Annotated in this window: 22 protein-coding genes and 1 tRNA gene; 8 read left to right on the forward strand and 15 right to left on the reverse strand. The window is 71.1% G+C overall.

Going from position 1 to position 18,869, the window contains the following annotated elements; translation table 11 throughout:
- Positions 1 to 4 precede the first annotated feature (4 nt).
- Positions 5 to 78: transfer RNA gene (locus BCR15_RS03750), tRNA-Leu, on the forward strand.
- Between the two features lie 2 nt (positions 79 to 80).
- Here BCR15_RS03750 and BCR15_RS03755 read toward each other — a convergent pair.
- Positions 81 to 1,499, reverse strand: a complete 1,419-nt coding sequence (locus BCR15_RS03755) for an MBL fold metallo-hydrolase RNA specificity domain-containing protein (protein ID WP_068750572.1) — start codon at positions 1,497 to 1,499, stop codon at positions 81 to 83.
- A gap of 127 nt (positions 1,500 to 1,626) precedes the next feature.
- Here BCR15_RS03755 and BCR15_RS03760 point away from each other — a divergent pair, with 127 nt between their 5' ends.
- Positions 1,627 to 2,451 (forward strand): Bax inhibitor-1/YccA family protein, encoded by an 825-nt coding sequence (locus tag BCR15_RS03760; protein WP_068750574.1) that lies wholly within the window; start codon positions 1,627 to 1,629, stop codon positions 2,449 to 2,451.
- Here BCR15_RS03760 and BCR15_RS03765 read toward each other — a convergent pair.
- Entirely contained in the window at positions 2,441 to 3,133 is a 693-nt protein-coding gene (locus tag BCR15_RS03765) for an NUDIX hydrolase (RefSeq protein WP_068750576.1), read from the reverse strand. The two genes, BCR15_RS03760 and BCR15_RS03765, sit on opposite strands and share 11 nt — an antisense overlap.
- 95 nt (positions 3,134 to 3,228) lie before the next feature.
- Here BCR15_RS03765 and ypfJ point away from each other — a divergent pair, with 95 nt between their 5' ends.
- Positions 3,229 to 4,119: a KPN_02809 family neutral zinc metallopeptidase gene (gene ypfJ / locus BCR15_RS03770; protein ID WP_068750578.1), complete on the forward strand. Its 891-nt coding sequence runs from the start codon at positions 3,229 to 3,231 to the stop codon at positions 4,117 to 4,119.
- A gap of 9 nt (positions 4,120 to 4,128) precedes the next feature.
- Here ypfJ and BCR15_RS03775 read toward each other — a convergent pair whose 3' ends face one another.
- From BCR15_RS03775 to BCR15_RS03785, 3 genes are all read right to left on the reverse strand, one after another.
- On the reverse strand, positions 4,129 to 5,118 hold the full coding sequence (locus tag BCR15_RS03775) for a hypothetical protein (RefSeq protein ID WP_068750580.1): 990 nt from the start codon (positions 5,116 to 5,118) through the stop codon (positions 4,129 to 4,131).
- Positions 5,119 to 5,154: 36 nt separating this feature from the next.
- Complete coding sequence (gene msrA, locus BCR15_RS03780; protein WP_068751077.1) at positions 5,155 to 5,784, reverse strand: peptide-methionine (S)-S-oxide reductase MsrA; 630 nt, start codon at positions 5,782 to 5,784, stop codon at positions 5,155 to 5,157.
- 66 nt (positions 5,785 to 5,850) lie between these two features.
- Complete coding sequence (locus BCR15_RS03785; protein WP_068750582.1) at positions 5,851 to 6,528, reverse strand: uracil-DNA glycosylase; 678 nt, start codon at positions 6,526 to 6,528, stop codon at positions 5,851 to 5,853.
- Positions 6,529 to 6,644: 116 nt separating this feature from the next.
- On the opposite strand from BCR15_RS03785, the gene BCR15_RS03790 reads away from it, so the two are divergent.
- Together BCR15_RS03790 and BCR15_RS03795 are read left to right on the forward strand one after the other, a co-directional pair.
- Positions 6,645 to 7,427: a hypothetical protein gene (locus tag BCR15_RS03790; protein WP_078919728.1), complete on the forward strand. Its 783-nt coding sequence runs from the start codon at positions 6,645 to 6,647 to the stop codon at positions 7,425 to 7,427.
- Between the two features lie 2 nt (positions 7,428 to 7,429).
- On the forward strand, positions 7,430 to 7,873 hold the full coding sequence (locus BCR15_RS03795) for a DUF2089 domain-containing protein (protein WP_078919727.1): 444 nt from the start codon (positions 7,430 to 7,432) through the stop codon (positions 7,871 to 7,873).
- Between the two features lie 70 nt (positions 7,874 to 7,943).
- On the opposite strand, the gene greA is transcribed toward BCR15_RS03795, so the two are convergent.
- From greA to BCR15_RS03810, 3 genes are read right to left on the reverse strand one after another with little or no spacing between them, the layout of a single operon-like run.
- On the reverse strand, positions 7,944 to 8,444 hold the full coding sequence (gene greA, locus BCR15_RS03800; RefSeq protein ID WP_061616964.1) for a transcription elongation factor GreA: 501 nt from the start codon (positions 8,442 to 8,444) through the stop codon (positions 7,944 to 7,946).
- Positions 8,445 to 8,456: 12 nt separating this feature from the next.
- The gene (locus BCR15_RS03805) at positions 8,457 to 8,858 is read right to left on the reverse strand and encodes a DUF4307 domain-containing protein (RefSeq protein ID WP_068750584.1); all 402 of its coding nucleotides are present in this window, start codon (positions 8,856 to 8,858) and stop codon (positions 8,457 to 8,459) included.
- Positions 8,855 to 9,454: a rhomboid family intramembrane serine protease gene (locus BCR15_RS03810; protein ID WP_068750586.1), complete on the reverse strand. Its 600-nt coding sequence runs from the start codon at positions 9,452 to 9,454 to the stop codon at positions 8,855 to 8,857. The genes BCR15_RS03805 and BCR15_RS03810 overlap by 4 nt, the downstream gene beginning before the upstream one ends.
- A 93-nt stretch (positions 9,455 to 9,547) precedes the next feature.
- On the opposite strand from BCR15_RS03810, the gene BCR15_RS03815 reads away from it, so the two are divergent.
- Entirely contained in the window at positions 9,548 to 11,557 is a 2,010-nt protein-coding gene (locus BCR15_RS03815) for a thioredoxin domain-containing protein (protein WP_068750588.1), read from the forward strand.
- A 13-nt stretch (positions 11,558 to 11,570) separates the two neighbouring features.
- Here BCR15_RS03815 and BCR15_RS03820 read toward each other — a convergent pair whose 3' ends face one another.
- From BCR15_RS03820 to trhA, 5 genes are all read right to left on the reverse strand, one after another.
- Entirely contained in the window at positions 11,571 to 12,182 is a 612-nt protein-coding gene (locus BCR15_RS03820; protein WP_068750590.1) for an anti-sigma factor, read from the reverse strand.
- Positions 12,179 to 12,748 carry an RNA polymerase sigma factor gene (locus BCR15_RS03825; RefSeq protein WP_197971695.1) on the reverse strand — a complete coding sequence of 190 codons (570 nt, stop codon included), beginning with the start codon at positions 12,746 to 12,748 and terminating at the stop codon, positions 12,179 to 12,181. The genes BCR15_RS03820 and BCR15_RS03825 overlap by 4 nt, the downstream gene beginning before the upstream one ends.
- 100 nt (positions 12,749 to 12,848) lie before the next feature.
- The gene (locus BCR15_RS03830; protein WP_068750592.1) at positions 12,849 to 13,652 is read right to left on the reverse strand and encodes a DUF4397 domain-containing protein; all 804 of its coding nucleotides are present in this window, start codon (positions 13,650 to 13,652) and stop codon (positions 12,849 to 12,851) included.
- 115 nt (positions 13,653 to 13,767) lie between these two features.
- The gene (gene phoH2, locus BCR15_RS03835) at positions 13,768 to 15,114 is read right to left on the reverse strand and encodes an RNA 5'-3' helicase PhoH2 (protein ID WP_068750594.1); all 1,347 of its coding nucleotides are present in this window, start codon (positions 15,112 to 15,114) and stop codon (positions 13,768 to 13,770) included.
- A gap of 183 nt (positions 15,115 to 15,297) precedes the next feature.
- Positions 15,298 to 15,945, reverse strand: a complete 648-nt coding sequence (trhA, locus tag BCR15_RS03840) for a PAQR family membrane homeostasis protein TrhA (RefSeq protein ID WP_228383438.1) — start codon at positions 15,943 to 15,945, stop codon at positions 15,298 to 15,300.
- A gap of 93 nt (positions 15,946 to 16,038) precedes the next feature.
- Between trhA and BCR15_RS03845 the strand changes: the two genes are divergently transcribed.
- Positions 16,039 to 16,839, forward strand: a complete 801-nt coding sequence (locus BCR15_RS03845) for an isoprenyl transferase (protein ID WP_068750599.1) — start codon at positions 16,039 to 16,041, stop codon at positions 16,837 to 16,839.
- A 48-nt stretch (positions 16,840 to 16,887) separates the two neighbouring features.
- Positions 16,888 to 17,445, forward strand: a complete 558-nt coding sequence (locus BCR15_RS03850; protein WP_068750601.1) for a DUF4245 domain-containing protein — start codon at positions 16,888 to 16,890, stop codon at positions 17,443 to 17,445.
- Here BCR15_RS03850 and BCR15_RS03855 read toward each other — a convergent pair.
- Positions 17,442 to 17,645, reverse strand: coding sequence for an exodeoxyribonuclease VII small subunit (locus BCR15_RS03855; protein ID WP_068750603.1), 204 nt, complete (start codon positions 17,643 to 17,645; stop codon positions 17,442 to 17,444). The two genes, BCR15_RS03850 and BCR15_RS03855, sit on opposite strands and share 4 nt — an antisense overlap.
- Complete coding sequence (gene xseA, locus BCR15_RS03860; protein WP_068750605.1) at positions 17,642 to 18,865, reverse strand: exodeoxyribonuclease VII large subunit; 1,224 nt, start codon at positions 18,863 to 18,865, stop codon at positions 17,642 to 17,644. Before xseA ends, BCR15_RS03855 begins: the two co-directional genes overlap by 4 nt.
- Between the last annotated feature and the right edge of the window lie 4 nt (positions 18,866 to 18,869).

The following is an 18,869-nucleotide window of genomic DNA, read 5'->3' on the forward strand; positions in this document are numbered from 1 at the left end:
GCACGCCCTCGTGGCCCAATCGGTAGAGGCAGGCGGCTTAAACCCGCTTCAGTACGGGTTCGAATCCCGTCGGGGGCACCTCAGTCCGCGACGTCGAGGTCCTCCGGGTCCACGCCGTCGGCGAGCAGGCTCACCACCTCGCCGTACCGCGGCACCACCGCCACCCAGTCGAGCTCATCCGCTATCCGCCGTGCGAAGGTCTCGGCCACCTCCGGTTCGCCGTGCGTCACGAAGACCGTCTCCGGAGCGGGCCGCAGTGCGCGCAGCCAGTCCATCAGGTCGGACGCGTCTCCGTGGACGGAGAACTCGTCGTCGCGGACGATCTCCGCGCGCACCGGCACGTAGTGACCGAAGATCTTCACCTCCCGGGCCCCGCTCTCCAGGGCGCGTCCGCGCGTGCCCGCAGCCTGGTAGCCCGTCAGGACCACCGCGTGCCGGGCGTCGCCGAGGATCCGACGCAGGTGGTACAGCACCCGCCCGCCCTCGGCCATGCCGGAGGAGCTGACGATGATCATCGGGTCGCTGCGCTCGTTCAGCCGCCGCGACTCTCCGGCCGTGCGGGCCTCGGTGAGGTCGAGGTCCGAGAAGTCGTCGACCGTGATGTCGTGGTCGAGTTCGTCCAAGGACTCGTCGCGGTACGCATCCAGCGCTGCCATCGCCATGGGCCCGTCGACCACCACGGGGACCCGGGGGATGCGCCCCACCCGAGTCAGCTGGACGAGCGCGTGCAGCACGAGTTCGGTGCGGTCGATCGCGAAGGCGGGGATCACGATCTGACCGCCGCGCTCCACGGTTCGGCGGACGGCTGCGGCGAGGGGCTCGTGCGCCTGCCGCGGCTCGGGGTGCTCGCGGTCGCCGTAGGTGGACTCGCAGACGACGATGTCCGCCCCGGGCGGCGTCTGGCGGTCCTTGAGGATCGGGTGGTCATGGCGCCCCAGGTCGCCCGAGAACAGCACGCTCCGCTCGCCCATCCGGACGTGGATACTGGCCGAGCCGAGGATGTGACCGGCGCGTACCCACCGTGCCGTGAGCCCGTGGAGGTCCACGTCGCGGTCCCACGGGACCGCGTGGAACAGGGGAAGGGTGGCCTCGGCGTCCGCGACCGTGTAGATCGGCCGTGGGTCGGCGTGGCGTGAGTAACCGCCGCGCACGGCGTCGGCCACCGCCTGTTCCTGAAGCTTGCCGGAGTCCCGCAGCACGATGGCGGCCAGCCGGATGGTGGCGGGAGTCGCCCAGATCCGCCCTGTGAACCCCGCCGCGACCAGGGCCGGGAGGTACGAGGAGTGGTCGGCGTGTGCGTGCGTGAGAAGGATGTCGGTGATCGACGACGGGTCGACGGGGAAGTCGTCGCGGTTCTTGAGCCGCCAACGCTTGTCTCCCTGGAACATGCCGGCGTCCACGAGGATCCGACGACCGTCCACGGTGATGAGGTACTTCGACCCGGTGACGGTCCCGGCGGCACCGAGGAAGGTCAGGGTCGCGACGTGCGGGGTGCCCATACTCGATCGTGGCACGCGGCGGTGGCCCGCGGGCGCGAAGCGACAAGCGCGGATGCTTGGCGCCCTCGGTACCATGGGCAGTGACCAATCTTCCTTCAGGTGGGGTCACCCAGAAAGAGCACAAGACATGGCCAATCCGATCATCGGTCGCCCCGACGCCTTCACGCGCGGGGCCGCCCCTCAGCCCCAGCCGGGCTACGGGTACGACCAGTACCAGCAGCCTGCCGGGCAGTACCCGCAGCAGGCTCCTTATGCCCCGTACGAGCAGCCGGTCCGCTCCGGCGGCGTGATGACGCTGGACGACGTCATCGCCAAGACCGCGATCACGCTGGGCGTGGTCCTCGTCGTCGCCATCGCCACCTTCATGTTCATCCCGACGGCGCTGCTCACGCCGGCGCTCATCGTCTCCGCGCTCGTCGGCTTCGTGACGGTGCTGTTCGTCGCGGGTCGCGCCAAGCTGCCCGTCGGCGGCGTCCTGTTCTACGCGGTCGTGGAGGGCATCTTCGTCGGCGCGTTCTCGTTGCTGTTCGAGATGATGTTCCCGGGCATCGTCGTGTCCGCGGTGCTGGCGACCTTCGTGACGGCCTTCGCCACGCTGGGCGCCTACAAGTTCTTCAACATCCGGGTCACGGCCAAGTTCCGCAAGGTCGTCACCATCGCGGTCATCTCCATGGCGGGCGTCTTCCTCGTCAACCTGGTCCTGGCCCTGTTCGGCATCGACCTCGGCCTGCGTTCGGTCGGCCCCGAGGCGGGTCTGCTCTCCATCGGGATCTCGATCCTCGCGGTGGTGCTCGCCGTCCTCAGCCTCGTCGTCGACTTCGACTCGGTCGAGCGCGGCATCCGAGCCCAGGCCCCGGCTCAGGAGTCGTGGCGCGCGGCCCTCGGCATCACGGTCACCATGGTGTGGCTGTACACCGAGATCCTGCGCATCATGAGCTACTTCAGGGACTGACCGGACGCGACAGCTTCCGGGCGAACTGCGACAGCAACGTCCGGGAGCTGTTGGTCCAATGCAACCTGCGCCAGTCGCGCACCGGCACCCAGTCGGCCCGCATCGTCGATCCACCCACATCGTGGACGACGGGGTCGCTGGGTGCTTCGCATATCGCCCCGTAGACGACCCGCAGCGCGTGGAAGTCCTCCAGCCGCCCGGTCAGCGCCCGCCCGACCCAGTGTTCGGACTCGAGCGCCAGCACCCGGTCGATGACCACGTCCTGGCCGGTCTCCTCGAACACCTCCCGCAGGACGGCGTCCGCGGGGGCCTCGCCCGGGTCCACGCCGCCGCCGGGCAGCGCCCACGTCCCCGGAGCCGCCGTGAGCGTGGAGTTCACCGTGCCGAGGATGCCGCGGTCCGACAGCACCAACGCGTAGGCCCCGATGCGTTGATGGCGGTGCGGGGTCTCCCGCGACGACGCCACGTAGACCGTGTGCCGCTCCGGTGGCCGGTGGTCCGCTGGGGACACCTCGCGGACGAGCCACGTGAAGACGATCTCGTCCCCATGCATGGCAGCGGCGAGAGGGCGCAGCGGGATGTAGCCATGGTCGAACATCGTCACCCGAGGGTGCTGGCCATGTTCGACGGCGAAGCTGGCCACTGGCGCCCCAACCGGGTTGGTGACACCGATGACGCGCATTCGGCAAGTCTAGACGCTGCTGTCAGACCCTTGATTTCCCCGACGGCGCGGAGCGCCCGGCTAGGATGACTGGACGGACCGTAGGGGAGGCAGCCATGGAATTCCGGGACAACGCCCGCATCGACAACGCCAACATCCGCTACGGCGGCGGTGGCGGCGGGCGTCGCGGCGGACGCGGGCTCGCCGTCGGCGGTGGCCTGGGCGGCCTCATCATCACGCTGCTGCTGCTCGTCTTCGGCGGCGGCAACCTGGGCATCAACCCCGACGACATCCTCGGGGGCGGACAGGCGCAGCCGCAGAGCGTCGAGCAGAATCCGGAGTGCCGCACGGGCGCCGACGTGGACGCGAATCCCGACTGCCGCTGGGCCGCCTACGTCTCGGCCATCGAGGGCTACTGGTCGCAGACGGTCGAGGGCTACCAGAGCGGCACCACCCAGCTGTTCAGCGGACAGGTGAGCACGGCGTGCGGCACCGGTTCGTCGGAGATGGGCCCCTTCTACTGCCCTGGTGACTACACCGTCTACATCGACACCGAGTTCATGGGCGTCCTCCTCGACCAGCTCGGCGCGGCAGGCGGGTACGCGGCCGAGGCGTACATCGTGGCCCACGAGTACGGGCACCACATCTCCAACCTGACGGGCACCATGCAGCAGGCCCGCTCCATGGGCAACGACACCGGACCCACGTCGGGCCAGGTGCGCCTGGAGCTGCAGGCGGACTGCTACGCGGGCGTGTGGTTCGCGAACACGATCAAGGATCCCGAGTCGCCGATCGAGTCGGTCACCCAGGACGATCTCAACCGCATCGTCGACGCCGCGCGCGCCGTCGGCGACGACCACATCCAGCAGCAGCAGGGCGGCCGCGTGGTCCCGGAGAGCTGGACCCACGGATCCTCCGAGATGCGCCAGCTGTGGGTGGCCAAGGGCTTCAACAGCGGCGACCCGCGCGTGTGCGACACCTTCTCCACCGACGACCTCGGCCAGTGAGGCACGCTCTCAGCCGATGAGGTCGGTCATGTCCCGGCCCTCGAGGTCGGAGTACGTGACCCGTCCCTGACAGTCGACGCGCGCCACGGGAGCGGACCGCCCCAGGCTCATGTCGACGACGACGTCGCACTGCTCGTCCGGTGAGCGCTGCGCCCGGGCGACCGCCTGGGCCAAGGCGGCGGCGTCGATGGCGGACGGGTCGAACGGGGTCAGCGTGGGCGTCTCGGTGCGGCGGGTCTCGAACAGCGGCACGGCCCCGACCCGGGCGCGGTTGAGGACGAGGCCCGGGTCCGTGTCGGGCAGGTCCGCCCAATAACCCCGGGTCGCATTGAACCCGACGGCGTACGCCTCGGTGGCGTCGCCGATGACCTCGGACAGGCCGGCGGCGATGTCGGCGACGCCGGTCATCCCGAGCACGGCGACGGCGGTGCCGTCGGGGCGGAAGAAGACGGTCTCCGACTCGGGCCGCGACGTCACCGTCATCAGCACCTGGCCCTCGCGGTAATCCACCACCTGCAGGACGAGATCGCCCCGGACGCCGCGGAGGTCGGCGACGTCGAACATGCGCCCCACGGAGTCGAGGGGGAAGTCGGCCGGATCGAAGGTGGCCTGTTCGAAGTACTGCACGTCCGAGTCGGCGCGGTCGATGACTCCGTCGCGCCACTGGTAGGTCACGACCGAGCGGTCCGGGCGCACCGCGCTCAGGGTGGCGGTCTCCGTCGTGACGTCCACCTTCAGCACCGGCAGCCCCCCGGCCACGCGATGCAGCTCGGCCACGACGTCAGCGGCCGCCCCGTCGACCAGCCGGCCGGTGATGGGGTGATCCAGCGGCAGCTCGTCGTCGGGGACGGGGCTCGCCGTGGCAGAGGGCAGGGCGGGTGCCGACGTCGTCGGCGGGCCCGGCTCGACGGAGGAGGATCCCGTCACGCCGGGGGCGGGGGAAGTGCAGCCTGTCGCCAGGACGGCGAGCGCCACGAGCCCGGTCCGCCACTTGGTCATTGCGCCAGTGTAGGAGGCGCGACGGCCAGGCAGCGATCAGGGCCGGGGGCCGCACGCCACGCCGGTGGCGTGCACGGGGCAGTAGCCGTGGGGGTTCTTGTGCAGGTACTGCTGATGCTCGACCTCGGCGAAGTAGAACGTCTGGCCGGGCGTGATCTCCGTGGTGATCTCACCGTAGCCGGCGGCACTCAGGTTCTCCTGGAACTCGCCGCGCGTGCGCTCGGCAGCCGCCCTCTGCTCCTCGTCCACCGGGAAGACAGCGGAGCGGTACTGCGTGCCGATGTCGTTGCCTTGTCGGTTGAGCTGCGTCGGGTCGTGGTTCTCCCAGAACAGGCGCAGCAACTCCTCGTAGGAGACGCGCTGCGGATCGAACACCACCTGCACAGTCTCCGTGTGGCCCGTCCTGCCGGTGCACGTCTCCCGGTAGGTGGGGTTCGGCGTGAAGCCGCCCATGAAGCCCGCCGCCGTGTTGACCACGCCGTCGGTCTCCCAGAACAGTCGCTCGACCCCCCAATAACAGCCCAGCGCGAAGTAGGCCACCTCGGCGCCGGGCGGGACCTCGTCCAGGGGGAGGCCGAGCACCTCGTGGACCGGCATCGGGGCGAGCACGGGCTGGGAGCGGCCGGGCAGCGCGTCTGCGGCGGACACCATCTGGGGTGCGGCCATCCGGGAGTTCAGCCAGGCGAGGACGTCGATATCCATACCCGCGATGCTAACCGGGGAGGGCAAACCTCAGGCGGGCAGCTGCCAGTCGATGGGTGCTGCCCCCCGCTCATCGAGCAGCCGGTTGGTCTGGCTGAAGGGCCGGGACCCGTAGAAGCCGTTGCGGGCGGACAGGGGCGAGGGATGGGCGCTGGCGATCACTGGGACGGAGCCCAGCATCGGCCGCGCGGTCTGGGCGTCGCGGCCCCAGAGGATGGCGACGAGGGGCCCGCCGCGCTTCGCGAGGGCCTCGACGGCGCAGGCCGTCACCTCCTCCCATCCCTTGCCGCGGTGCGACGCGGGCGCGCCCGGGCGGACGGTGAGGACCCGGTTGAGCAGCAGCACGCCCTGGTCGAACCAGTGGGTGAGATCCCCGTGCTGGGCCGGCTCGATGCCCAGGTCGGACTTGAGCTCGCGGTAGATGTTGACGAGGCTCCCGGGCAGCGGCCGCACGTCGGGGGCCACGGAGAACGACAAGCCCACCGGATGGCCGGGCGTGGGGTAGGGGTCCTGGCCCAGGATGAGGACCCGCACGTCGGCCAGCGGGAGAGAGAATGCCCGGAGGATGTGGTCGCCGGCCGGCAGGTAACCGTGACCGGCCGCGAGCTCCTCCCGCAGAAAGGCACCCATCGCGCTGATCCGATCCTCGACGGGCGCGAGGGCCTCGGCCCAGTCGGGAGCGACGAGGTCGGTGAGCGGCTTCGGCATGGCCACACTCTGGCACAGGCGCGGCCGGGGCGGAACCCTCAGGGTCGTCCCGGACAACACCCGGGAGAATGGAAAGCGCGTCTTGCCACAATGGAAAGGTGGCTTACCATTGGGCCATGACCAACCCCGATATCCGTCCCATCCTGGACGATCTGGCGGCGGGCCGCATCGATGCGCAGGAGGCCTCACGGCGCATCGAGGCGGCCAAGGCGGCCGCAGTCGAACACGACATCCCCGCCGACACCGCCACGCAGGGCGGACCCAAGGCCGGCGGGCTGGCCCGGGTCGCCGTCACCGCCGTCGGCCGCCGGGTCCGCATCGAGGGCGACCCGTCGGTCGCCACCCTGACCATCGACGGGCCACACGTCCTCCGCCGCGTCGGAACCGTCATGGAGGTGAGTTCGACCGGCGAGATCGGGCCGTCCTTCCAGGGCTTCTCGCTCATCCGCCCGCCCCGCAGCCTCGACGATCTGCGCGACCTGTCCCTGGGCAAGGAACTGGTGGTGAAAGTCAACCCGTCCCTGATCGTCGACGCCGAGGTCACCACCGGTGGCCTCCGCACGGTCGGGGTGCCGCGCCTGGGCCGGATCCGCGTGACAGCGGGTGGCTCCAGCCTGGACGACGTCCACGAGGTGGAGGACCTGCTCAGCCAGGCCGGCGGCATCAGCGTCTCCGGCCCCATCAGCGTGGGCCGCTCCCGCATCCGCGTCGAGTCCGGCACGCTCACCATCCACCTGACCAAGGGCGCCAACGTCGCCATCCGTGGTGAGGCGAAGCTCGGCCGCATCAGCTGGCCCGGCGGAGGCGAAGGGGTCGACGAGTACGTCGTGGGTAACGGCGCCGCGCGGCTCGACGTCGCCGTCGTCATGGGCATGGCGACGATCAAGACGGAGGAGTGACGATGAGCGGACGACACATGTACCACGCTCCCGCGGCCTGCCCGGTGTGCGGCGACCAGCTGATCACCACCCGGAAGGGCTGCCTGCAGTGTGGGACGGAGATCGCGGGCGAGTTCGCTGCCTGCGAGTTCTGCGCCCTCAACGAGGCGGACCTCGAGCTGCTGCGCGTGTTCCTCGGCTCCCGCGGCAACCTCCGCGAGGTCGAGCGCCACCTGCAGGTCAGCTACCCGACGGCGCGGACCCGGCTCGACGCGGTCCTGGCCAAGCTCGGCCTCACGCCCCCGGGCGACCCGGCACCCGCACCCGAGGAGCCGCCGGCCGGGGACGAGTCCGGGGAGTACGGCGAGGAGATCGGCGCGCCCGCCTCGGCGCAGGAACAGATCCTGGCTCGTGTGGCCAGCGGCGAACTCAGCGCGGAGGTCGCGGCGCAGCTGCTCGGGTCCTGATCGGTACGGAAACGAGATGGCCGCCATCCCGGGTGGGTGGCGGCCATCTCGCGTCCGATGTGGGAGTGGATCAGAAGGCGGCCACCTTGGTCACGACGACCATGATCTCTCGGCCGTTGGGAGCTTCGTAGCGGACCTCGTCGCCCACCCGCGCGCCGACGATGGCCGCGCCGAGCGGCGACTGCGGCGATACCGCGTGGTCGACGGACGAATCGGTGCCGAGGATCTCCCTCGAGCCCAGCAGGAAGGTCTCGGAGTCGTCCTCATCGCCGTCGTAGGCAACGGTGACGATCTTGCCGGGGGCGACCTCGTCGTGATCGCCTTCCGCCTCGCCGACCTGCGCGCGGCGCAGGAGGTCTTCCAGCTGGCGGATGCGGCCCTCCATCTGGCCCTGCTCCTCGCGGGCCGCGTGGTAGCCGCCGTTCTCGCTGAGGTCCCCCTCTTCGCGGGCGCTGGCAATGCGGGCGCTCACCTCGGGGCGCCCCACGGTCTTCAGCTCATGCAGCTCGGCCTCGAGCTTGTCGTAGGCCTCCTGCGTGAGCCAGATCACATCGGTGTTGGTCTCGGACATTCGACAACCCTATCAGGAGGTCACGCGGCACCGGTCGAGGCTGACGCTCGTGGCCTCCTTGATCGTGGTGAGCGTGACATCAACGGAGGTCAGCGTGTCGGCACCCGGCGCGACGCGCACGGCCTGCTCCGCCACCTTCTCGAAGGAGGGCGCCTGCGCGTAGAGCGTGCACTCCACGGGCGTGCCCGGGTCGCGGCGCTGGACGACGATCTCGGCCGTGACCTTGGTGGGGCTGACCACCTCGAAGCTGCGCACCATGCCGGCGACCGGCGGATTGGACCGCAGCACGCCGGTGACGATCACCAGGACGACCGCACCGAGTACCGCCAGCGCCGCGAGCCCGCCCAACAGATAGTCGGTGGTGGAGCGCTGCGGGTAGCGGGCGGCGATGCGGGCCTGGTCCTGGCTGGTCACCTGCCCATTGTGCCCTGTACCGCCGCCGTCGGGCGCCGGTGGAGCTGCCACGCCGCGACCACTCCGCCGAGGGCGCCGCCGAGGTGGGCCTGCCAGCTGACGCCCGGGGCGGTCGGGAAGACCCCCCACAGCACGGAGCCGTACAGGAGGAACACCACGACCGCGATGGCGATCTGCCCGGGCCGGCCGCTGAAGATGCCGCGCACCAACAGGTAGGCGAGCCAGCCGAAGATGACCCCGGACGCGCCGGCGGTGATGGTGCCCAGGGGCGACAGGAGCCAGGCCGCGACCCCGGAGGTGACGGCCGAGGTGAGCGTGGCCACGATCCAGCGCGCGACACCGGCGAGGTACGTGAGCACCCCGAGCACGAGGAACGGACCGGTGTTGCTGATGAGGTGGGCCCACCCGTAGTGCAGGAACGGGGCCACCAGGATGTTGGGCAGGTCCTCGGTCTGGCGAGGCTCGATGCCGTACTGGTCCAGGCTGTTCATCGTCAGCGTGTCGAGGATCTCGAGTCCCCACAGGACGGCCAGGAGGCCGCCGATGACGACGAGGGCTCGCGACAGCGTGGGGGCGGTGTCCTGGCGCGTGGGCATGTGTCCAGTGTGACGGACGCGCACAACCGCCGCCCATACCCGGGTCGGGTACCCGTCGGAGGCCGGGTGGGGCGGGCCGATACCCTTGTGCGCATGGTCAACCGCCTCCGGGAATCGTCCAGCGACTATCTGCGCCAGCACGCGCACCAGGCCGTCGACTGGTGGGAGTGGGGTGCCGAGGCGCTGGCCTCCGCCGTCGAGCTCGATCGGCCCATCCTGCTGTCGGTGGGTTACGCGTCGTGCCACTGGTGCCACGTGATGAGCCACGAGTCGTTCGACGATCCGGCCGTCGCGGGCTTCATCAACGACCACTTCGTCGCGATCAAGGTGGACCGCCAGCAGCACCCCGACGTGGACGCCGTGTATATGACGGCCACGCAGGCCATGAACGGCGGGGCAGGGGGATGGCCCATGACCGCGTTCCTCACCCCGACGGGCGAGCCCTTCTTCACCGGGACCTACTTCCCGCCGGAGCCCCAGGGAGGCCAGCCGTCGTTCCGGCAGGTGCTGGAGGCGATGGCCGACGCCTGGCACTCGCGCCGCGACAAGGTGAGCGCCTCGGCGGCCTACATCGTCGCCTCCCTGAGCGCACACGAGACGCCCCAGACCGACTCGGCGCCGGATCTGCGCAAGGCCGTCGACGACATCGAGTCCGCGTTCGACCTCATCCACGGCGGGTTCGGGCGGCAGCCGAAGTTCCCGGCGCCCACCCTCCTCGACGCCCTGCTCGTCAAGGGCGATCCCCGCACCCTCGAGCTCGCCCAGCGCACGCTCGAGGCCATGGCACGCGGCGGCATCCACGATCAGGTCGGTGGCGGCTTCCACCGGTACGCCGTCGACCCGGGCTGGGTCGTGCCGCACTTCGAGAAGATGCTCTACGACAACGCCCTTCTGCTCGGCACCTACGTGCGTGGCTGGCGGCGGACCGCCGACCACGACTCCGGGCTGCGGGCGCTCCTCGAACGCACCGCCTACGGCATCGTCGAGTGGCTGGAGCGCGAGATGGTGGGCGACCACGGCGCGTTCATCAGCGGCCTCGACGCCGACTCCTGCGACATCCGCGGAGCCGTGCACGAGGGCATCTTCTACCTGTGGAACCCCGAGCTCCTCGACGACGCCCTCGGGCCCGAGCTGGGGGAGTGGGCCGCCGAGACCTTCCACGTCACCCGCGGGGGGACCTTCGAGGACGGCCTGTCGACGCTGCAGCTGCGCGGCCGGCCCGACTTTGCGAAGCTGGACGAGGTGAGCCGCGTCCTGCTCGAGGAACGGGCGACTCGCTTCCGGCCGGGCGCGGACAACCTGGTGGTCGCGGCCTGGAACGGCTGGATGATCTCCTCCCTCGTCACCGGCGCCCTCATCTTCAACGAGAAGGGCTGGCTCGAACTGGCTCTCCGGGCGGCGGAGCACCTCGTGGCCGTGCACCTGGGCGACGGCGACCTGCGCCGGTCGTCGCGGGACGGTGTCGCGGGTCCGGGGACCGGGATCGCCGAGGACTTCGGGGCGGTCGCCGAGGCGTTCGCGCTGCTCGCCGGCGCGACGGGCGACGCGGGCTGGTTGCGCCGGGCCGAGGCGCTGGTCGACCGGGGTGTCGAGCTGTTCGCGCACCCCGACGGCGGGTTCTATGACGCAGCCGACACCGGCCTGTTCGACCGGCCGCGGTCCCTGACGGACAATGTCACGCCCAGCGGCACGTCCGCGATGGTCGCGGCCCTGCGGCTGGTGGGTCTGCTCGCCGAGCGCCCTGACCTCATCGAGCGTGCTGACGCCGCGGCACGGACCACCTGGTCCGCCGTCGCCGAGACGCCGCGGTTCGCGGGCGCGGCCCTGGCCGACCTGCTCATCTCCGACGAGGCCCGCCGTGGTCTGAAGCCGGCTGTCGCCGTCGTCGTCAGTGACGATCCGTTCGACGAGCTGGCCCGGGCGGCCTGGCGGCTGGCCCCGGCCGGCTCCGCCATCCTCACCGCGCCGGCGGGGGCGGAGGGCTGGGGCACGCATCTGGAGCACCGCGACCGGCACGCCGTCTACGTGTGTCGCGGGACGGTGTGCTTCGATCCGGTCACCGACTACAACGAGCTCAAGACGCCCCTGTGGACCCGGGCCTGACTCGGAGCGGCCGCTAAGCGCGCAGCTCGCCGCGCATGATCGTGTCGCCGGAGTGGCGGGGCTCGTCGTCGAACGGTTCGTTCGACAGGTCGACGATCAGGTAGCCCGAGTCGATGAGCGCGTCGTCGACGGTGAACCGCCCCACCTCGTCGGCGGCGAACACGCCGACCGAGATCATGCGGGTCAGGTCGGTGTTGATGAGCCACACCTCGACGTAGCCGTCCGGGTTGCTCAGCCCGCCGGGTACCTCGACCGCCAGGCTGTAGCCCACGCTCCGGCGAAGCAACTCGGCGCGTCCCAGCTGCTGGGAGGGCTGGTCAAGGGGGGTGAGGACCGCCCGGCGGACGGCGTCGCCGACCTCGTCGCGACCTCCGGTCAGCCAGCCGACCGCCAGGCCTGCGGCGCCTCCGACGGCCAGGCCGCCCAGGCCGAACAGCCACTGTCGCCGGCTCATCCCGGCGGGGGCGGGCTCAGGTGTCGCGGGAGCCGGTCCGGGGAGGCCCGTGGCCGCGGCGATCGCGTCCCAGGTCCCCGGGCTTGGCGACGACCAGTCCGGCTCGGAGCGGGCTGCCCGTCGGAAGCGGTCGGCGACGGCGTCCAGCGGCAGCTCGTTGCTGTCAGTCATGCCGCATCCACCTCCTCGAACACTGCCCTCAATCTCTCCAGCCCGCGCCTCACGTGGCTCTTCACCGTCCCCAGCGGGAGGTCCAGCCGCCTGGCGACCTCGTCGTGGGTGTGGTCCTCCAAGTACACCAGCCGCAGGATGGTGGCCCTCGGATCCCCGAGGGCGGCCAGCGCGTCCTGCACGATCACGGAATCGATCACCTCGTCCACGCGGGCGGCCTCGACAGGGGGCTCCCCGGCCATGGCCTCCGAAGCCAGCAGCTCGTCCTTCCGGAACGCCCGCGACCGCGCCCGGAGCGCGTCGATGACCTTGAGCCGGCAGATGCCGAGCAGCCAGGCGGGGAGGCTCTCGTCCGTGGCCCGCAGCGTCGCCCGCGACTGCCAGGCGGCGATGAACACCTGCTGCGTGACGTCGTCGGCGTCGGCCGAGGATCCGAGAGAGGTCCGCGCGATGGTGTGGACCAGCCGCGACCAGCGCTCGTAGGTCTCACGCAGTGCCGACTCGTCTCCGGCGGCGAACCGACGGGCCAGGACCCCGATGGGGGTGGTGGTGGCGTCGGCGATCACGCGCCAAGTCTCGCACACCGGCGCCCGTCCGGACGCGGACGCGGCGCGGCTCCCGCCCCTGGGAACCGTGGGAAGGGCGGGAGCCGCTGGAGCGGATGCGTCAGGCGTTGCCGCGCACCCGGGCCCGCTGGGCCGCCACGACCGTGGTCGCCACGCCCGCCAGGAGCAGCGAGGCGGCGGCGAGGTTGAGGAACGAGGTGTCCGCGGGTCCCTCGGCGCCCGTGCTGGGCATCCCGGTGGTCAGCTTGACCGTCTGGGTGGCGAGGGCCAGGTTCTCGTCGTCCAGGGAGCCCCAGGCGTAGACGATGGTGTTCATGCCGGCCGCGATCTCAAGATCGGCGGGACCCAGCACGACGGTGTCGGTGCCCGCGGCGACGACGTCGGCGGCGACCGTGCCCGCCGCGAGGTCGAGCTTGGCCTCATCGGGGTTCTCGAGCCCCGGCACGACCACGCTGCCACCGGCGCGAACGTCGACGGCCGGGGCCGCCGCCACGTGCCGGACGGTGAGGCGCGCGCCCTCCTCGGAGGCGGCGGTGTCGTTGACGAACGGGGTCAGGGTCGGCGTGCCGTCGGCCTTGAGGTGCGCCACGACGGTGATGTTCGCGCCCGCAGGGACCGCGACGTCGTTCGCCTCGATGACCGCGGCGCCGTCGGCGCCGGCCCCGGCCGCGACGACCTTGAGATCGTAGGTGCCCTCCGGCAGCTCCTGCGGGGCGGTGAGGGTGCCGGGCGTGAAGTTCGTCAGCAGGGCGGAGCCGTTGGCGTAGACGTCGACGGTGGCGCCGGGCACTCCGTGCAGGATGGACACCATCGACGTGTGGTCGTCGGCGTGGGCGAGAGCCGCGGAGCCGGTGACGGCCGCCAGGGCGAGGGAGCCGGAGAGGACGATGCGCGAGAGCTTCATGGGAGGTTCCTTTCGAAGTACTGTCGCCAGGCGACGATCGCCGTGACACCCAGTACTTCGCACCGACCCCCTCCGCCGGATGCAGCGGAGGCGAAGTTTTTTTCCCGCCGTCCGATCAGGCCAGTTCGTCGACCTCCAACATGTCGGTGACAAGGGCCGCGATCTGCGACCGCTCGGACCGCGTCAGGGTGACGTGCGCGAACAGGGGGTTGCCCTTGAGCTTCTCGATGACCGCGACGACGCCGTCGTGGCGGCCGACCCGCAGGTTGTCGCGCTGCGCGACGTCGTGCGTGAGGACGACCCGGGAGTTCTGTCCGACGCGCGACAACACGGTGAGCAGCACGTTGCGCTCGAGCGACTGGGCCTCGTCGACGATGATGAACGCGTCGTGGAGCGAACGCCCGCGGATGTGCGTGAGGGGGAGGACCTCGATCATGTCGCGCTCGAGCAGCTCGTCGATGACGTACTTGTTGGTCACCGACGACAGGGTGTCGAACACCGCCTGGCCCCAGGGGGCCATCTTCTCGCCGGCCGTTCCGGGCAGGAAGCCGAGGTCCTGGCCCCCCACCGCATACAGCGGGCGGAACACCATCACCTTGGAGTAGCGGTGGGCCTCGAGGACAGCCTCGAGGCCGGCACACAGCGCGAGCGCGGACTTGCCGGTCCCGGCGCGGCCGCCCAGCGACACGATCCCGATGCTCTCGTCCATGAGCAGGTCGAGCGCGACGCGCTGCTCCGCCGACCGGCCGTGGATGCCGAAGACCTCCCGGTCGCTGCGGATCAGCCGGAGGGTTGCGTCCGGCAGCCGGCGGGCCAGGGCGCTGGAGGTCGGGGCGTGGAGCACCACCCCGGTGTGCGCCGGCAGGTCGGCCGCCTGGGGGAGGTCGACCACGCCTCGCTCGTAGAGCTCGGCCACGTCGTCGGCCGTGACGTCCAGCTCGGCCATGCCCGTGAAGCCGGCCTGCAGCGGGAGCTCGTTGCGGTACTCCTCGGCGGCCAGCCCGACGGCCGCCGCCTTGACCCGCAGCGGGAGGTCCTTGGTGACCAGGACGACGTCGTGGCCCTCGTTGGCGTAGTTGAGGGCGACGGCCAGGATGCGGGTGTCGTTGTCGCCCAGCCGGAACCCTGCGGGCAGGGAGTGCTCGTCGGTGTGGTTGAGCTCGACGCGCAGGTTCCCGCCGATCTCGTTGGTGAGGAGGGGCGTGTCCAGTCGCCCGTGCTTGACGCGTAGGTCGTCAAGGAGTCGCAGGGCAGAGCGGGCGAAGTAGCCGAGCTCTGGGTGGTGCCGCTTCGCCTCAAGCTCCGTGATGACGACCAGCGGCAGCACGACGTTGTGTTCGGCGAACCGCAGGACAGCGCGGGGATCGGACAGGAGGACGGAGGTATCGAGCACGTAGGTCCGGATCGCGGCGTCGCTGTGGACCTGGAGGGGGGAAGTCTGCTGGTCGGATGTGTTGAGCACTGCTGCTCCCTTCGCGGGGGCGGCGCTCGGATCCGGCGGCCCCCGATGTGGGGTCAAGGGACCGGACGACTGGTGATGGAGTGGATCTCCATGGGCCCGACAATAACCGCCCCGGGGGCCGCGGTGAAGGGGTTTGGGCCGGGAAAATCACACTCGTGTGATTCACCCGGCCGAACCGCCTGGTCAGGAGCCGAAGACGGCCAGGCCGATGGCCACTGTGTGCAGCAGGGCCGCGACGATCGTGCACGCGTGGAAGACTTCGTGGAACCCGAACCAGGTCGGTGACAGCTGTGGGCGCTTCGTCGCGTAGGCGGCAGCGCCCAGCGAGTACACCAGCCCGCCCGCGATGATGAGCGCCACGATCGCCGGTCCGCCGGCCGCCCAGAACTGGCTGAGCCAGCCCACCGCGGCCCAGCCCATCGCCACGTAGAGGAACGTGTAGAGCCACCGGGGGGCCGACAGCCACACGATCCGGAACGCCACGCCGAGCACCGCGATGCTCCAGATGAGGATCAGCAGGCTCCACCGGGCCCGGCCCTCCAGCAGGCTCAGCGTGAGCGGGGTGTAGGTGCCGGCGATGAACACGAAGATGTTCGAGTGGTCGATCCTTCGGAAGATGGCGTTGGCCCGCGCCGACCACGTGCCGCGGTGGTAGGCGGCGCTGGTCGCGAACAGCTGGACCGCCGCCAGCGTGTAGACGCCGCAGCCGATGCGGCCGGTCAGGGTGGGGGCGAAGACGGTGAACACCAGGCCGACGATGAAAGCGATCGGCGCCATGCCGAGGTGCAGCCATCCGCGCAGGCGGGGCTTCGGTGCAACGGTGTCTGTCACGGGGTCCATGTCCTACCTACGGTCGGGTAACTTACGCAAGCGTAGGTTACTACCTCGGTCGCCCGATGCCAACAGGACGCTACGCTTCGTAGCATGTCTGCGGTCACTCGCCTCGTCGATCGATGGTGGCCGCCGCGATGGCTCTATGCCAGCTATGAGCGGCAGGTGCTGCGGCACCTCGACCGTGGAAGCCTCCCGCGTCACGTCGCGGTCCTGGCCGACGGTAACCGGCGCTGGGCACGCATGAACGCCCCCGGTGAGCCGCTGGTCGCCGGGTACCGCGCCGGTGCCGACAAGCTGGTCGAGTTCGTCGAGTGGTGCGACGAGACGGGCATCCGGGTGATCACGTTGTGGGTGCTCAGCACCGACAACCTGCAGCGCGCCGCCGACGACGAACTCGCGCCTCTGCTCGAGGTGATCGAGCAGCTCGTCGCGCGGCTCGCCGCCACGAGGCGCTGGTGCGTCCAGGCCGTCGGCGCGCTCGACCTCCTGCCGGCCGAGGTGGCCGACTCGCTGCGGGCCTCGTCGGAGTCGACGGCCGGCATCACCGGCCTGCACGTCAACGTCGCCGTTGCGTACGGCGGCCGGCACGAACTGCGCGACGCCGTCCGATCCCTCCTGGCCGAACGCGCAGCCGAGGGCGCGACCCTGGCAGAGGTGGCGGAGACCCTGGAGATCGACGAGATCTCGGCCCACCTGTACACCAAGGGGCAGCCGGATCCCGACCTCATCATCCGGACCTCTGGGGAGCAGCGGCTGTCGGGGTTTCTGCTGTGGCAGTCCGCGCACAGCGAGTTCTACTTCTGCGAGGCGCTGTGGCCGGACTTCCGCCGCGTGGACTTCGTCCGCGCCCTGCGTGCCTACTCGCAGCGGGAGCGCCGCTTCGGCCGGTGAGCCGCCGGCTTTTGTGGGCGCCCGGCGCCGCGTGCGACGATGGCGCGCATGGCTCGACGCAACTCTGCCGCCCGCCCGCGGGACATGGTCATCTCGATGGCCGTGCTGCTCGTGCCCATCGCCCTGATCGTGTGGTGGTTCACCGTGACGCCCGATCCTCGTCCCGAGGCCGTCGACGTCGACGCCACCCTGACCCGCGCGGTCGCGGAGTCCCCGTATCCGGTGCTCCGCGCCGAGGGTCTGGGCGAGGGCTGGCTCCCGGTGCGCGTCGCCTGGGCCAGGCAGGGCGACCCGTGGATCACGAACGAACCCGCGACCGGGAACTGGTGGCAGGTGGGGTACCTCTCCCCTGAGGAGGTCTACGTCGGCGTCCAGCAGCGCGACGGCGCCGTCGGGGACTTCGTGTCCGCGACCACGCGAGAGGGGCGGTCCCTGGGAGGGAGCGTCGACGTCGCAGGCCGGAGCTGGGAGCGCTACGAGAGCGACGACGGCCGCACCCGCAGCCTCGTCCACGTCGCCGACGACGTGACGTCGATCGTCACGGCCGACACCGACTTCACCGAACTTGAGACGTTCGCCGCCGCCCTGGTGGAGGAACGGGCCTAGTCCTCGGTGGGCGCGGGGCGGGCCTGGGCCACTTGGGCTTTGGCTCCGTCGAGGAATCCCTGGCAGATCTGCGCGAGTTTCTCGCCGCGCTGCCACAGCTCCATGGATTCGGCGAGAGACGCGCCCCCGGACTCGAGCCGTCGCACGACCTCGACGAGTTCGTCGCGGGCGGCCTCGTAGGTGAGTGTCTTGTCAGTCACTGGTCTCCTTCGGGGGTGGTGGCGACGACGTCGAGGTCCAAGGAGCCGTCGGCCAGGTAGGCGTGGATCCGGGCGCCGGGTGCGGTGTCCGCGACGCCGCACACGGAGCGGTGGGCGTCGTCGACGAGGACGGCATAGCCACGCTCGAGCGTGCGCTTGGGTGAGAGCGCCCGGATCGAGCTCACGGCCGAGCGCACGTGGGACTCCTCGTCGCGCAGCCGCCGCTCGATCGCGGCGTCGAGGCGGTGCCGCAGCAGGCTCAGCCGGTCGAAATGGGCTGCGAACGCGCTGGTCGGGTCCACGAGCACCGGCCGGGAGCGCAGCTGATCGAGGTGGCGCTGCGCCTCGGCGATCCGCACACCGACGGCGCGCCGGAGCCGGGTGCGGGCGTCCGCCAGGGCCGCCGACTCGGCCGCGTGGTCGGGCACCACCCGCTTGCCGGCGTCGGTGGGCGTGGAGGCCCGCAGGTCGGCCACCAGGTCGACGATGGGCGAGTCGCGTTCGTGCCCGATGGCTGTGACGACGGGGGTGCGGGCCGCCGCGACGGCGCGCACCAGGCCCTCGTCGGAGAACGAGAGCAGGTCCTCCAGGGCGCCGCCTCCGCGCGCCAGGATGATCACCTCGACCTCCGGGTCCCCGTCCAGCGCGGCGAGGGCCGTCATCACCGACTCGGCCGAGTTCGGGCCCTGCACCAGCGCGTGCCGGGTCCGGATCTGGGCGGCGGGCCACCGCCCCGCGATGGTGGTCACCACGTCGCGCTCCGCGTCGGAGTTCTTGCCGGTGACGAGCCCGATGACCCGGGGCAGGACGGGGAGGCGGCGCTTGCGGGCGGGGTCGAACAGGCCCTCTGCCTGCAGCTTGCGCTTGAGCTGCTCCAGCTGGGCGAGCAGGCGGCCCTCGCCGGCGACCTGCAGCTCGAGGCACTCGAACGTCAGCGACGAGTTGCGCTCCCACATCCGGGGACGGATCCGCGCCGTCACCCGGGACCCCTCCGGCAGCGGCCCGGCCGCGTCGAGCACCATGGCCGAGACGGTCACCTGGGCCGACATGTCCGCGACGCGGTCGCGGAACGTCAGGAACTGCGTCGGGGCGTTGCGCCGCTTGATCTCGACGACCTGCGCGTCCACCCAGATCTCACCCAGGCGTCCGACCCAGTCCTTCGTCGCCATGATGACGCGGCCCAGCGGCTGAGGCTGGTCCGGCGAGCTGCCTAACGCCATGCGT

Origin of the sequence: Tessaracoccus lapidicaptus (assembly GCF_001693815.1) — a bacterium.
Taxonomy (GTDB): domain Bacteria; phylum Actinomycetota; class Actinomycetes; order Propionibacteriales; family Propionibacteriaceae; genus Arachnia; species Arachnia lapidicapta.